This is a genomic window from Paenibacillus sinensis, assembly GCF_019904155.1.
Classification (GTDB): Bacteria; Bacillota; Bacilli; order Paenibacillales; family Paenibacillaceae; genus Paenibacillus_AQ; species Paenibacillus_AQ sinensis.
The window spans coordinates 26669-40752 of the sequence record NZ_JAHCMB010000241.1 but is presented as its reverse complement, the minus strand read 5'-3'; the positions used below and the strand labels follow the sequence as shown (position 1 = coordinate 40752).

At 57.5% G+C, this 14084-nt stretch carries 13 protein-coding genes; 3 read left to right on the top strand and 10 right to left on the bottom strand.

Annotation, left to right across the window (positions count from 1 at the left end; translation table 11 throughout):
* Positions 1 to 134 precede the first annotated feature (134 nt).
* Positions 135 to 602, top strand: coding sequence for a MarR family winged helix-turn-helix transcriptional regulator (locus KIH86_RS28780; protein WP_223081479.1), 468 nt, complete (start codon positions 135 to 137; stop codon positions 600 to 602).
* A gap of 90 nt (positions 603 to 692) precedes the next feature.
* Here KIH86_RS28780 and KIH86_RS28775 read toward each other — a convergent pair whose 3' ends face one another.
* Together KIH86_RS28775 and KIH86_RS28770 are read right to left on the bottom strand one after the other, a co-directional pair.
* Complete coding sequence (locus tag KIH86_RS28775) at positions 693 to 1778, bottom strand: methyl-accepting chemotaxis protein (RefSeq protein WP_223081480.1); 1086 nt, start codon at positions 1776 to 1778, stop codon at positions 693 to 695.
* A complete protein-coding gene (locus KIH86_RS28770; protein ID WP_223081481.1) occupies positions 1759 to 2826 on the bottom strand; it encodes an FIST signal transduction protein in 1068 nt (355 codons plus the stop codon). Before KIH86_RS28770 ends, KIH86_RS28775 begins: the two co-directional genes overlap by 20 nt.
* Positions 2827 to 3016: 190 nt before the next feature.
* Between KIH86_RS28770 and nudC the strand changes: the two genes are divergently transcribed.
* The gene (nudC, locus tag KIH86_RS28765; protein WP_223081660.1) at positions 3017 to 3865 is read left to right on the top strand and encodes an NAD(+) diphosphatase; all 849 of its coding nucleotides are present in this window, start codon (positions 3017 to 3019) and stop codon (positions 3863 to 3865) included.
* Between the two features lie 324 nt (positions 3866 to 4189).
* On the opposite strand, the gene KIH86_RS30045 is transcribed toward nudC, so the two are convergent.
* The 8 genes from KIH86_RS30045 to KIH86_RS28725 all read right to left on the bottom strand — a co-directional run bounded on the left by KIH86_RS30045 (position 4190) and on the right by KIH86_RS28725 (position 12367).
* Complete coding sequence (locus tag KIH86_RS30045; protein ID WP_223081482.1) at positions 4190 to 5011, bottom strand: methyl-accepting chemotaxis protein; 822 nt, start codon at positions 5009 to 5011, stop codon at positions 4190 to 4192.
* 74 nt (positions 5012 to 5085) lie between these two features.
* Positions 5086 to 5895 (bottom strand): methyl-accepting chemotaxis protein, encoded by an 810-nt coding sequence (locus KIH86_RS30040; protein WP_223081483.1) that lies wholly within the window; start codon positions 5893 to 5895, stop codon positions 5086 to 5088.
* A gap of 134 nt (positions 5896 to 6029) precedes the next feature.
* Positions 6030 to 7316 carry a hypothetical protein gene (locus KIH86_RS28750; protein ID WP_223081484.1) on the bottom strand — a complete coding sequence of 429 codons (1287 nt, stop codon included), beginning with the start codon at positions 7314 to 7316 and terminating at the stop codon, positions 6030 to 6032.
* Positions 7313 to 8413 carry a DUF58 domain-containing protein gene (locus tag KIH86_RS28745; RefSeq protein WP_223081485.1) on the bottom strand — a complete coding sequence of 367 codons (1101 nt, stop codon included), beginning with the start codon at positions 8411 to 8413 and terminating at the stop codon, positions 7313 to 7315. Before KIH86_RS28745 ends, KIH86_RS28750 begins: the two co-directional genes overlap by 4 nt.
* Before the next feature lie 7 nt (positions 8414 to 8420).
* On the bottom strand, positions 8421 to 9395 hold the full coding sequence (locus KIH86_RS28740; protein WP_223081486.1) for an AAA family ATPase: 975 nt from the start codon (positions 9393 to 9395) through the stop codon (positions 8421 to 8423).
* Positions 9396 to 9763: 368 nt separating this feature from the next.
* A complete protein-coding gene (locus tag KIH86_RS28735) occupies positions 9764 to 10276 on the bottom strand; it encodes an SRPBCC domain-containing protein (RefSeq protein WP_407672379.1) in 513 nt (170 codons plus the stop codon).
* Positions 10277 to 10372: 96 nt separating this feature from the next.
* Positions 10373 to 11179: a glycosyltransferase family 8 protein gene (locus tag KIH86_RS28730; RefSeq protein WP_223081488.1), complete on the bottom strand. Its 807-nt coding sequence runs from the start codon at positions 11177 to 11179 to the stop codon at positions 10373 to 10375.
* Between the two features lie 126 nt (positions 11180 to 11305).
* Entirely contained in the window at positions 11306 to 12367 is a 1062-nt protein-coding gene (locus KIH86_RS28725) for an LLM class flavin-dependent oxidoreductase (protein WP_223081663.1), read from the bottom strand.
* A gap of 272 nt (positions 12368 to 12639) precedes the next feature.
* Here KIH86_RS28725 and KIH86_RS28720 point away from each other — a divergent pair, with 272 nt between their 5' ends.
* Positions 12640 to 13908 (top strand): GGDEF domain-containing protein, encoded by a 1269-nt coding sequence (locus KIH86_RS28720; protein ID WP_235775678.1) that lies wholly within the window; start codon positions 12640 to 12642, stop codon positions 13906 to 13908.
* The last annotated feature ends 176 nt before the right edge of the window (positions 13909 to 14084 follow it).

The following is a 14084-nucleotide window of genomic DNA, read 5'->3' as shown; positions in this document are numbered from 1 at the left end:
TTTCATTTTACAAGTATATTAGGTCTTTGTTAAATAGTTGTCAAATGATATATAGATTGCGGTATAAAATAATCTTTGTCATAATGATTTCACATAAGCATTTTTGCATTAGTCGAGAAGGGATGGGTATATCAATGACACGGTTAGCCCAGAAGCTGCAGGTATTCGGCATCGGGTTCAGCAAGCTGACGAGTCAGCTGCTGCTTGCGATCAAGCCTGAGGCGATTACGCTGCTTCAGTTCGAAATTTTGCATTTTCTATATAGCGAGAAGAGCGTGACCCTGGGACAGATCGCTGCTTGCACGGGCATGTCCTTGCCGAATACAAGCCGCGAGGTCAGGAAGCTGGTGGAGAAATCTCTGGTGGCCAAACGAGCAGCCCTTGAGGATAAGAGAGTGTATTACGTGGAGTTGACCCCGGAGGGACAGGAGCTGATGATGCTGTCTGATTCAAGACTCGAGCAGGTGGTCGCAGACAAATACGCGAATTTAACACCGGATGAAGCCGGGCAGGTGACGGCAGCGCTGGAGCTGCTGTCAGACAAGCTATTGAAGATGAACGAAGGTCCCCCCGGCCAAGCCAGTCATAGTGGCAAAGAATAATGTTCTTACCCGGCCGCAGAGCCGGAGGAGATGAGGTCGAAGGAGATGAGGTCAGGTGAAATGCGGGCGGCGCTTCGCCAAATCATCCCGTTATTCCCGGGTATCCTTCCCTGACTCTCCGGATTCTCTTCTCTCCTGAAGGCTGCGAATTTGCCGCAGATGGTGCAGGATCTTCAGATATCCGTCCGCTTTTCTCTGAACGCTCAGCATCAGTGCCTCGAACTGGCCGTTGTCCTGCGCCGACTTCTCGGCCAGCTCCCGCATTTTGTCGTGGATGCCGGCAATCTCGCCAAGGTTGCGGTCCTGGGATTCCTTCACGCTGTCCAGCACCTGCTTCACTTCCTGCTGGGCAAAGGCGATTTCATCCATCCAGACGGCGGAGCTGCCGACCAGCACATTGGTCCCTTGCATCATCTCCATACCGTCCGTCGACTTCCGCTGGAGTCTCGATATCGCGTCCGTCATGGCCCCAAGCGAGCCGATAATGTCCTTCGCGTTCTGCTGGGTGCTGTCGGCCAGCTTCTTGATTTCATCGGCCACTACCGCAAAGCCTCTCCCTTGATCTCCGGCACGAGCCGCCTCGATTGAAGCGTTGAGGGACAGAAGATTGGTCTGGGAAGCGATCTCTGCAATAACCGAAGCGAAGCCTTCAATCTGCCGGTATTGGGCCGCCAGCCCATCGAACAATTCCATAAATTCGCTGAACATGCCGGATACGTGGCCGAACTGTTCCGCGATGACTCCGTTCTCTCGCTTCGCCTGATCCACCTTGCGAGTCGAGGCATCGAAGCTCTCGAACGCCTGGCCGATCCGTTCGGTCGTCTGTTCGCTGCTCCGGGACAGGCTCTCCAGATGGTGCCGGACCTCCCGAATCTGTTCGGAGGTATAGCCGGTGCCCTTCAGCAGCTCACCGAAGCGTCTCGTCATGACGCCTTCCTCATCCAGGAGGCCGTCGGTCTCCCGCTGCAGCTGCCCTGCAAGCACGAAGACGAACTTCATGGCGTCTGCCCTTTCCAAGGAAGATTGGACATCTCCCTCCCGGTCCTTGCCGGGGCGTTCTCCCGCCGGCGCTTGAGTAGCTTGAATGGCCGCCTCTTTCCGCTCATTTTCTCGCTCGTCCAAGGCCTCGGCCTTTGAAGCTTTGCGCCTCCCCGGCTTAAACAGTATGCTGAGCATGATCTTCATCCCCCTCTACCACAAGCATCACCATCGTCTGGTTGGAATGGTGACGGTAATACTGTTCTCCATAGCTTACAAAGCCCGCCATATTCCGGCAGTAGCCAACCATCTCCCGGTCATAGCCTTCCCACAGCTTCTCCTGCTTGAACTTCAGCGAACGCAGGATGCAGTGAACGGCGAAGACAAAGGAGGGACTGCGGGGCGCCCCCCGGAGCGTCCGCTGTACCACCTCCAGCGGGTCTTCCGGCTTCAGCAGATGTACGAACGTATTCGCCATCAGTTCGCAGTAAAAGGTGACGGACCGATCGCTATTGACCTTCATCGGCGAAGCGATAAAAATATCGCTTTCATATTCCTTGCCAAGCGGATGGTTGATAAAGTGCTCCGCAAGCTCTTCTTCCCGCACCCCGAGCAGCCTCGCATACTCTTCGCTGGCAGGACGGTCGTTGAATGTGTACACGGTCCGGTTCAGCACATCGGCTTTCGTCACCAGCATTGTGGTGCCGGTTCTTGAATAAATATTCTCTTTGACCAGCGAAGTTCGGCCCTTCGGGGAGAACAGCAGTGCGACATTCGACACCCGGCGTCCATCCGCGAAAATATACGTTTCCTTGAACTGAAGCCCATCGCCTGCACTGCCCCCGATAATCTTGAAATCCGGACGAAGCGAAAAGAAGGCGCTCAGCAAGACCTCTTCGCCTCCATTAAGGCCGTCGCATAACAGAAGCATGAAAGCCTCGGGATTATCCGCCACCCTTCCATACGCTTCCTCAAGCCTGTCCAGGCTCAGAATAGGCGGATCGCCGATTTCCACGATCTCCGCTTCCGCGGCCGCGCATTCAAAACCGGTGATGACGCCTTCTTCGAAGCCTTCGAAAGAATACTCGCCGGCGGTTGAACACAGGATGGTTCCTGGCGGCGCTACGGCGGATAATTCCAGAACATGGGGAACCGGCGCAAACAGAACGCAGATATTGCTCTTGTCCGCGTTACGGCTCAAATAGGTCTGCGCTTCAGCGCAGCCGGTAAAACGCACCGCTCTCATCCTCGAACCCCCTTTAACATTTTGCCAAGTTTAACATAGCCTTTCCCCGGTGTCTGCGGCATTTCTTACGGTAGACGGTTTGTCAGCCACCCCCTTTTTTGCTATCCTTAGAGGAAAATTCAGGATGGCCGGGTTGCCGCCGGCACCGCTGATGCCGCGGTATCCCGGCCAAGGAAAGGTCCATGATCATATGTCCAAACCCAGACTGAGCATTTATAACCGTTATGTCCCGTCCGTAGTGCAGGAGACCGGTCTCGAGGGTCCCGCCAACTGGTTCGTCTTCCGCGCAGGCCAACTGCTTGTCACCGAAGATGCCGGCGCGGCTGCTGTTCCCCTGGCTCACTCGCTGGAAGAGCTGACGATTGCCTCCATCCGCACTCTTTATCTTGGAACGTTCAGTGGCATTCCCTGCTTCGCCGCCGAAGCCGCCCCGAATGCATCCGAGCCGCAAGGACTTCTCTTCCGTCCCCTCCGCTCACTGTACGAAGCCATGGATGAGGACTTATTCCACCTGGCAGGCAAGGCCGTTCAGCTGCTCGCTTGGGATGAAACCCATCAGTTCTGCGGACGCTGCGGTACCCGGACAGTGCCATCGGAAACCGAATGGTCACGGAAGTGTCCGGAATGCGGGCTCGTCAGCTATCCTCGTATCGCACCGGCCGTCATAACGGCCGTTCTGAAGGGCGATGAGATTCTGCTCGCCCACGCCGGACACTTCCAGAATAATATGTACGGATTGATCGCCGGCTTCGTCGAGCCCGGCGAGACGCTGGAAGACTGTGTCCAGCGGGAGATCATGGAGGAGGTCGGACTGAAGGTTACGAATATCCGCTACTTCGGCAGCCAGCAATGGCCCTTCCCGCATTCCCTGATGGTCGGATTCCTGGCGGATTACGAGAGCGGCGAAATCGCGGTGGACGGCGATGAGATCGTCCATGCGGACTGGTTCCGGCCGGACAGCCTGCCGAATATTCCAGCCAAGGTCAGCATTGCCCGAAAAATCATCGACTGGTATATCGGTCAATATTCCCGGAGCTAAGAACTTATTCCCCAGTGGCATACGCGAAGCTGGAGGGTGGCGGAATAAAGGAAGCTTCCTCAGGCTCATCACAGAACGTCATGCATTTGCATGCCCGTCCATTTCCCTCATAATCCCCCAGGTGCGAAGAAGGGAAAGGCCCTGCACGGCAGGCTGCCTTTCCCTTCTATTTATTGATCGCCTTAAGAAGCGCTGCCCTTCCTTCAACCACTGACAACCGCTGACCAAACAGAAAAAGGCCTGCCCCCATAAGGCTCGGCCTTCTCTCACAGCTGATGCTTCAGTTCAATCAATAGTGTTCGTCAAAGAAAGGTTCTTAACGGTTTAACCTGCCACCGACTGAATAAAATCCGCCATTTCCTTGCTTGTGCGGTTTAACTGTTCGATCACGTCGCTGAACTGGGTAACCAGCTCGGCCTGCGCAGTAGAGGAAGCGGCGATCGATTCTATCTCCGTCTCCATCTGCTTGATGGAGCTCCGCACGCTGCCGAGCGCCTGCTCGATTTCCTTCGTCGCGTCCTTCGTATGCACGGACAGCTTGCGCACTTCCGATGCTACAACGCCGAAGCCAGCGCCGAGCTCACCGACACGCGCGGCCTCAATCGCCGCGTTCAAGCCGAGAAGATTGGTCTGCTCGGAAATTTCCCGGATCATGCCGGCAACCTTATTGACCTGCTGCGATTCCCCTACCGCTTGGCGGGAGTTGTCCAGAATCTGCGAGGTGGTGGCCGACAGTTCCTCCGCCTGCGCCGCTACGGTCTGGACCATGTCGACCAGTTGGCCGCTGATTCCGCTGATTTGGGAGGTAAGACTCTCTATCTTCTCTTCATTATCCAGCGTATAGGCAATCGCCAATGCACCGATAATGTCCTGATTCTCCCCGAAAATGGGCACTGCCGTCGAGATCACGGCATTTCCATAAAGCTCGGCGGGCAGACGATTGACTGTCACATGCCCCGCCAACGCATTCATCAGCGTCGGATCATCCTTCGGAACGGGGCTCCCCTTGACCAGCCCGAAATTCAGCTTCTCACTGGGGGCGTAGTAATGAAAGATTTCCTTGTCCGTAATCCCAACCATAATATCCTGCGCATGAATTTGCTTGAAGTAAGGTGCTGCCAGAACCAAAGCGGTGAGAGTATCCATATGCATCTCCTTAAAATGATTGTTTAATTGAAGTCATTATCGACATTTTAAAGAGATTCTTGAATAGAGGACATTCAGGAAAGTTCCGACAGCTCCTGAGCCGTACCCGCGATATGCCCGTAGGCCCGGCCAAGCTCTTCCATAGACTGCGCCTGATACCGCGCATACTCGCGAATCTCGTGAACGGAATCGTTCATCTGGACGATCGACTGCTTCATTCCTTCCAGCTGTTCCTGAATATGCTCGACCAGATCCACGCTGTTTGCTCCCAGCTTGCGGATCTCCTTCGCCACCACTTCGAATCCGCGGCCATGCTCTCCGGCTCTCGCCGATTCGATCGCGGCATTAAGGCCCAGCAAATGGGACTGGTCGGCAATCCGTTTGACCGAGGTCAGAATCTGAAAGCTGTTCTCGATCTGCTGCAGCATGGATTTCGACTGCTCGGCCAGTTCATCCAGTCTTGCTGCCGCTCCGTGCCCGGAACGGGTCACTTCTTCCGTGGTCGCGGTCATTTCCTGCACCAGCGAGGACAGCTCCTGCGCCCCCTCCTGAAGCCGGATGTTCCGCTGGCTGGAGACCATCGAGGCGATTACCCCGACGACACGGCCATCCTCCATAACAGGCACCGCCGAAGAAATATAAGGCACGCCGAAGGCTTCAGACCCGCGTTCTTCGCGCTGCACCTGCTCAGTCTCCAGCGCGGCGTAGGATACCGTTCCCTTGAAGTTCTCGATTCCCGCCCCGATCGGAACTTTCAGATCGATGGTTCTTCCCGGGAGATAGGCCACTACCTTCTCCGTGTCCGCCAGAACTACGGCCGCATCCTCGGCATGCGTGCTTTGAATAATACCAAGCAAACCCTTCAACTGTTCTATCTTGCTCATCTGAAATCAACCTGCCCTATCCATGGAATAATGATTCTCGCGATGACGCTTAAGGATCATTATAAATCCGACAGGACGAGCCGTATCCGGTTTATCGTAAATTTATGCGAAAATTCACAAAACAAGGCACTGCGCTACCGACGGCCGTAACGATTCTCATTATAGCGGGCGATCAGCCGCTGCACTTCCTCCGGCGAATAATCCGTATAACGGCTTCCCGCCTCCAGTTCGGCCCCATTCTCGGACGGTGTCCGGCTTGAACGGAAGAGAAATCCGCGCTTCACCGCCCGGGCGATCAGCTGCCGATAGGCTTGACGGGGATCGTCTCCCGCTTCCTGGCGTTCGGCATTAAGGCGTCGCCATCTCCGCCGTTTGGGCGGGACGACCTCGATTCGCTCGACTTCGTCCATATATTCGGCCTGCTCTCCCGGGGCACGCCGGATCAACCGGAGCCTGCGAAACCGCTGAAGCAGACCCCGGACCCACAGACGCAAGCGCTCCGGCAGCCATTTGGACAGAAGTTTGTAGAGCAGGACGGCTAATCCTGCAGCGATCGCTGCACTCAGCAGCCCCAGCAGCGTATAACCGAGGATGGTTAGCCACAGCGGAGTCCCTCCGATCTCCTCCTTGGCCATACGCCTGAGCTCGGCGGCGGCCAGAGACTCCTCCTGCTTCGGAGGCTCCGCCGGACTGCTGCTGGATTGCAGCAGCGAAATCAGCCAGCGGGCCAGCCGGAGGAGCAGCGGACCGAAGCCCTGCCAAGCGCCGATCAGGACGATCGGGATGAGCGCAAGCCAGGTCAGGCGGCGGTTGACGGCCGCAATGCGGGAAGCGGTCTGCCCGTCGACTTCGTACGACGGCGAAGCAGCCCTTACCTGGTCGGTATTCCAGCGCAGCAGCAGCACGAACAGGTTCGCCATGCACAGCACGTACAGCTCGGTACGGTGCGGAGATAGCGCAGGCGGGTTCGAGCCTGCGATATAGGCGTACAGGATCACGGAGACGGCGATGCCCCACAGCGGCAGCGGCAGCTGCACGCCTGTCCACAGCCGCTTGCGTCCCGTGATCAGCCCCCGCGCCGCGGCGGCCAGCAGCGCCGCGGCACCGGCCGCACCGGCCGGGCGCAGGCCGTAAGCCAGAATGCCGACGGCGATTGCGGCGGCCGTTAGTGCCGGCAGAAGCAGCCGGGAGCCGCCCGAGCGGGACTGCCGGTCTCCGGCAAGCGTGCCGGCATAATGGAAGCCGCCGGCAAGGACCAGCAGCCCAAGCGGCGATACGCCCAGCATATACACGGCCGCAAGCAGCGCGAACGGATAGAGCGCCGCCGTCTCCTGCAGGGATGCTCCGGCCATCCGTCCCAGCTCCGCTCTGCCGGGGCCAGAGTTTCCGGATAACCCCAGGGCTTGCATGAAGCGGTTCATGAACGTGAGCCCTCCTTCCATAAGACTTCCCGGACAACCGTTACGCGGTGGCCCTTCGCTTCCAGCCGGCCGATCGCTTCCGCGATCCGGTCCGAGACATGAGCCGTAACCAGCAGATAGTCCCAGGACTCATTCATCTCCCGGCCCGCTTCCAGCGCCAGGAACTCGTGAAACGGCATGCGGGCCTTCAGCTCGACAGCCGCCATGGCCTCGAGCAGAGCTGCCAAATGCTGCATGCCGTATCCGGGTTCAGCGCGGCTGCCCTCCTCGCCCGCAGCCACGCTGTAGGCATTATGGCCGAAGCCCGCAGCCATCCCCTGCCGGATGAGCAAGGCGGCAGCGGTCGCCGCGCAGGAGAGAGCCGCTTCGATCCGGTCCGGCTCTGTGACCACGCTCCACATCGACTCCGACTCCTCAATGTTGAGGCAGATCATCGCCCGCGGGTCGGCGGAGTATCCGGTACGGTGCACCTGGAGCTTCCCGGTGCGGGCGCTCGCCTTCCAGTGAATCCGGTTCATCGGATCGCCCGATGCATATTCCCGGACGCCGGTAAGGAGGAACGGGTCGTCCACGACCCATCTTTGGACCGCGAGTTCGCCCTGCCACGTTCTCCATGAGGCCGGAAGCTCGCTCTCTTCCAGCAGCTGCGGATAGACCACCAGACGTTCGCCGAGCGGAAGGGTCCGGCTGGGCATATAAATTCCGAACAGATCGCTGCCCGTCATCGTAACCGATTCCATGGAGAAGACACCCCGCCCGCTGCAGCCCACCTGGTAGGTGCGGGTGATGCGGGTTCTCGGCGGCAGCGTGAACAGGCTGGTATGATTTTGATAAATGCTCCCTCTGCTGATGGACGTTTCCTTGCTGCGGGTGAACATCAGAGAGGAAGGCAGCATGGCTTCGAGCCGAAGCCATGGAACGGGCAACCTTTTACGGTTGGCGATCGTCTCCACCATTTCAATGCGGTCGCCCGCATGGCAGGTCCCGGCGCTGAGCTGCCGGCTGTATGTAAGGTTGGCGAGCGCCCGTCTGCCCAGCAGCACGCCCTGAAGCCACGTGACGGCAGCGCAGGAGATCAGCAGCCAGATGAGTCCCACTCTCAGGTCACGCTCCTTCCATTCCCTCTTCGCTCGGAACGGGGATCTGCTCCAGCAGTTCCTGAAGAATCCGCCCTGCGGTATCTTCCGATCCGCTGTAACGCTTGCGGGTGACCAGCCTATGGGAGCAGACGGGAAGCAGCAGCGCCTTGATATCGTCAGGCAGCACATAGCTTCTGCCCTGCAGAGCCGCATAAGCCCGGCACGCGCGCAGCAGCACCTGCGTGCCGCGTGGACTGACGCCGAGCAGCACCTCGGGATGATTGCGGGTCGCCTCCGCCAGGGAGACGATATAGGCCAGCAGATCGTCCCGGACCGCGACCTCCTCACACTGCCGCTGCGCCGACAACACATTGTCCGCGCCCGCGATCCGGCCGATATCCGGCGCTCCGCCGGTTCCGCCGCCCGTACGCTTCAGAATTTCCACACCCTCCAGGCTGGAGGGGTATCCCAGCTTCATCCGGATCATGAACCGGTCCAGCTGCGCATCAGGGAGCGGGAAAGTGCCCTGATTATCGACCGGATTCTGGGTCGCCATCACCATAAAGGGCCGATCCAGCTTGAGGGTCTTTCCGTCCACGCTAATCTGGCGTTCCTCCATGCACTCCAGCAGGCTCGCCTGGGTGCGCGGCGTCGCCCGGTTGATCTCGTCCGCAAGAATAACCTGAGCAAACAGCGGCCCCGGCCGGAAATGAAACTCCCCGTCCTTCTGATTATAGAAATGAATGCCGGTCAAATCCGACGGCAGCAGATCCGGCGTGAACTGAATCCGCTGAAAGCTGAGTTCGAGAGAAGCAGCCAGACTCTTGGCCAGAAGCGTCTTTCCCGTTCCCGGCACGTCTTCCAGCAGCACATGCCCTCCGGCAAGCAGCGCCGTGAGCAGCAGATCCACCTCTTCACCTTTACCGACAATGACCCGGCCGATATTGTCCCTTAACGTCTGCGCCAGCGCGCGAACCTGTTCCACACTACATGCCTCCATCCCATAAGTCTTGCGTCCATTCGATACGCGGGCTTTAAAGCGCTGTCAATTCAGCGCTTATTCTGTATGTCATGGTGAGCCGCTGAGCGCAAGCAGTTCTATATTACTTCCCTCTCTCCAGCCCCATTTCCTTCCTGCGGCCGACCGATTGCAGCAGCCATTGTCAATTCCCGGTATCTGGCCGGGGCAACAACATCCAAACATCCACAGATCGGAAGCGGCGGACGGAACGCGGGCATTGGAATGCTCTAATACCGCATGCATGAACGCAAGGAAGGCGGGCACCTTTGAAGCGCCCGCCTTGAACCCGCCTTCCTGTTATCCGCCGAGCCTGGCTGCATGCGGTCCGGCTGCAAGCCCTGCGAACTTTATTGAACAGCCGTCAGATGCTCCGCAAGCCGGTCCCAGGTCTCCCGGATGCCCTGCTCCATCCCCATGTCCATGACAGTCCGAAGCTCCTCTTCCGAGCCGAACCGCGACCGGCTGATCACTTTGGTCCGGCCGTCCTGCTCCTCAAAGAGGATTTCAATCTCCGAAGGAGGCAGTCCTTCCGGCACGTCCCCCTCGGCATCGGAGAAATAATCCGTATAGGTGAAACGCTCGGGCTCCTGAATTTCGCGGTAGACTGCCTTGCCCCAGGATTCCATGCCGAAGAACTCACCCTGGTTCTCGTCGACGCACTTCATGCAGTAATGCCAGACACCGCCCGGACGGAAGTCCACCTTGCAGACCGGCAGCTCCCAGCCTCTCGGTCCCCACCAGCGCTTCAAATGCTCCGCTTCCGTGAACGCTTTGAACACCAGCTCCCTCTTGGCCTCGAAGACACGCTCCAGTATCAGCTCCGTACCGTTCACTCTAACCGTCATCTCGTTCATTGTTATTCCTCCCCGGAATCTATTCTTCCTTAAGCGCGGCTGCCCAGCGCGATCAGCCAGCGCCGAGCAATCGCCGGGCTGATCGTTCTTATCCTTCTCCACTTAAGGCAGTGCGATCCGCTCGTAATGTTTGTACAAGGAGTGGAAGGGGCCGGAATAGCTCGCTTTCCACGGCTTCCTTTTGCCGCAAAAATGAATGATCGACGTATGGCGGATGACAAAATCCATGTCCACTGCTCCATTGCTGACCAGCCTATAATACAAATAATATCTGGCATCGTAGTTGTACCGAATTTCGTCCAGCGTCCGGATTGACCTGGAGTACAGCGCGTTCAGAATATCCTGGTCAGGCAAAATGAGACGCTTCCGGTTCTCCTCTACGAACGAGAAGATCTCCTGCTCCCTGATCTTCCTGCGCTGGAGGTCAAGGTTCATCAGCAGAACCCCGGAGTTGTAATACGCCTCCAGATCATAGGCTTTCAGGCGCAGCTTGTTGATTTCCTTGACCGAGAGCCGGTCGTGATAAGCCGCGGCGTACAGCCGGTCCGAAATGTCCAGATCATACATCTCCCGCAGATCATTAATCACAATCAAATCGGGATCAAGATACAGAATCCGGTCCATGTCAGCCGGCAGGAATTGATAAGCGAGAATGCGGTAATACATTTCCTTCGAGTAATGCTTCACAACAGGCGCGTCGCCGAACATATCCTCCCGCACCGTAATTACGGCAAGATCCTGTCCGTCCAGCCCTACGTACCTTTTCAAGTCGTCCAGCTCCGCCGCCGTCAAGCCGGAATGCATAACATACACGGTAAAATGCTCCCCCGGATGGGTAAGAAACAGCGATTTCAGCATAACCTTCAGCGGCTTGATGTAGTTCGAGTTCAAGGTGACCAGAACATTCATAGCGCTCCCCGATTCTGTAAGCGTCTTCTTACTACTTCCTATAATAGTGAGAAGCCTGCGGCAAGGCAAGGGCCGGGCCGCAGAGGAATCGCCTCGTCCGGGGAACCGCCACCGCCGGACAGGACATCAGGCTCCCGGCGATCCCGAGTCCTCCCAGCGGGCGACCTCTTCCCGCACGCGGGGCGCGACCTCCCGCCCCAGCAGCTCGATGGCGCCCATCACCTCGTCATGCGGCATCGAGCCGACCGGCACATGCAGCATGAAGCGCGTGACGCCGACCTTCTTGCGCAGATGGACGATCTTCTTCGCGACCGTCTCCGGGTCGCCCACATACAGCGCGCCCTCGAAGCTGCGGGCGGCGTCGAAGCTGGAGCGGTCGTAATGGCTCCAGCCGCGTTCCCTTCCCAGGACGTTCATCGCCGCCTGGGTGGACGGGAAGAACTTCTCCGCCGCCGCCTCGGCGGTGCGGGCGATGAAGCCGTGCGAGTGTGAGCCGATGGGCAGCTTGGACACATCATGGCCGGCCTGCGCCGCCGCTCTCCGGTAGAGCTGCACAATCGGCGCGAATTGCTCGGGACGGCCGCCGATGATCGCCAGCACGAGCGGCAGGCCCAGCAGCCCGGCGCGGACCGCCGACTCGGCATTGCCCCCGCTGCCGATCCACACCGGCAGCGGATTCTGCACCGGGCGCGGATAGACGCCGAGATTCTGAATCGCCGGCCGGTGTCCGCCCTTCCAGGTCACCTTCTCCGACTCCCGGATTTTGAGCAGAAGCTCCAGCTTCTCGTCGAACAGCTCGTCATAATCCTCCAGATCGTAACCGAACAGCGGGAACGATTCGATGAAGGAGCCCCGGCCCGCCATAATCTCCGCCCGGCCCGCCGAAATGGCGTCCAGCGTGGCGAAATCCTGGAAGACGCGTACCGGATCGGCCGACGACAGAACCGTTACGGCGCTCGTCAGCCAGATGCGCTGCGTCCTGGAGGCTGCCGCGGCCAGCACCACCGCGGGAGAAGAGGCCGCATAATCCCGGCGGTGATGCTCGCCGACCCCGAATACGTCCAGGCCCACTTGATCGGCCAGTATAATCTCCTCCACCACTTCCCTGATCCGCTGTGCATGGCTGACCGTCTCGCCGGTCACCACATCAGGCGTAGTCTCAACAAACGTGCTCAGGCCAATCTCCACCTGCTCGTCCCCCTTGCCGCCATTCATGAGCTGCGTGTGTCGCGGCGGATGAATGCGTAAAATTGTAATATCCTTATTTTGTGCTTTCACGAGACATTTATCAAGGAAGCCCTCGTAGAATTGATCCGCCTTTTTACCGAAGTCTGGAACTCTTTCCTTCTCTGTCCTGATAAAGCGGTGTATGATATAATTCACAGGATGATTCACAGAATGATAGGGCGCTTTTCCCGGCATTTTGCATCATTCGAATCTTAACGTTTGAAGGCCCCCCTTTGAAAGGAATAACGAACGTGAAGCTGAAAGCAAGGGTTTTTGACTTTTTTCTGTTTTTCACCAGTCTGTTCATCGCTATCTATTCCGCCCCCCTGACTGTCCCGGTCCCCGACTTTCTCATCGCCCTGCTGATGTTCTGGCTGTTCTCGACCGTCTATTACCGGTTCAAGATCATTACCCGCGGCGGAACGACAGCCATCGAATACGGGATTAGCTACACATGGTCCTTCGGAGTGTTTACCGGCCCGCTGGGCGTGTTTATTTTCGAATTCCTGTACGCTTTTACCATATATCTGTATAAAAAAAGAACCAAAAAGGCCGATCCCCATGAAGGGATCGACATGTTCTACAATATCGGCTCCTACTCCCTGAACGGCTCCATCTGCTATTTTCTGTTTCATTGGCTGTACCCGCTCGTCGAGCCCTATGCCTTCGCTTACTGGCTGCTTATGCCGTTGCTAACCGCACTGGCGACCCTGTTGGCCAATATCAATCTCATCATCACCTTTTCGCTTTCGGGCGAAGAGGATATGATCCGCAATGCCAAGAACATGCTGAAATACGGCAACCTGCTCGATATCGGAAAGGTCGCAATCACCAATACGATGCTGCTGGTCTGCCTGATGGAGAGAGAGTGGGGCATGCTGCTCTTCCTGTTCCTGCTCAATTATGTCGTCAGCCTGTCTTTTTACTCCAAAGCGCAGAGCATTCAGGACAAGCATGAGCGGGATAAGTTCGAGCAGATGGCCTACCGCGACTTCCTCACCGGCGCGTATAACCGGGCCTTCATGGACCAGAAGATGGATGAGCTGAACCGGTCGGACGAAATTATCGGGCTTATAGTGATGGACATCGACAATTTCAAAAAAATCAACGACAGCTACAACCATACAGTCGGCGACCGGATCATCCGGCATTTCGCAACTACACTTTTCTCCCGCCTCGGTTCCCAGGATTTCCTCTTCCGCAGCGGCGGCGAGGAGTTCACCGTCATCCTGCGGAACCGGACCTACGGTCAGTGCATGGATTGGGCCGAAGTCACACTGGGCAGCCTGGAGAATACGCTGGTCGATGTGGAATACAGAGAACGGAGCACCCGTGTCGGATACACGGCATCGGCGGGGCTGTATTACTTCCCTGTCGGCAAGCCAGATTATATGGAAAAAGGGTATGTTCAGGCCGACCATCTTCTGCTGAAATCCAAACGGCTCGGCCGCAACCGGGTATCCTCGCAGAATGCGTTCACGATCATCGACGAGCCCTCCTGACCAGCCGCATAGATAGGCCCCGGCCCCAGCTCTCTTAATGGAGCTGGCGGGCCGGGGCCTTTTTCTCATAACCTGACCCCTTCTTTCTCTCTTCCTTCTGACCTATGTAAACATTCCAGTTTAATTAAAACTTAAACAATCCATGATAAGCTATGAAAAAATTCTGCGAAAGGGGA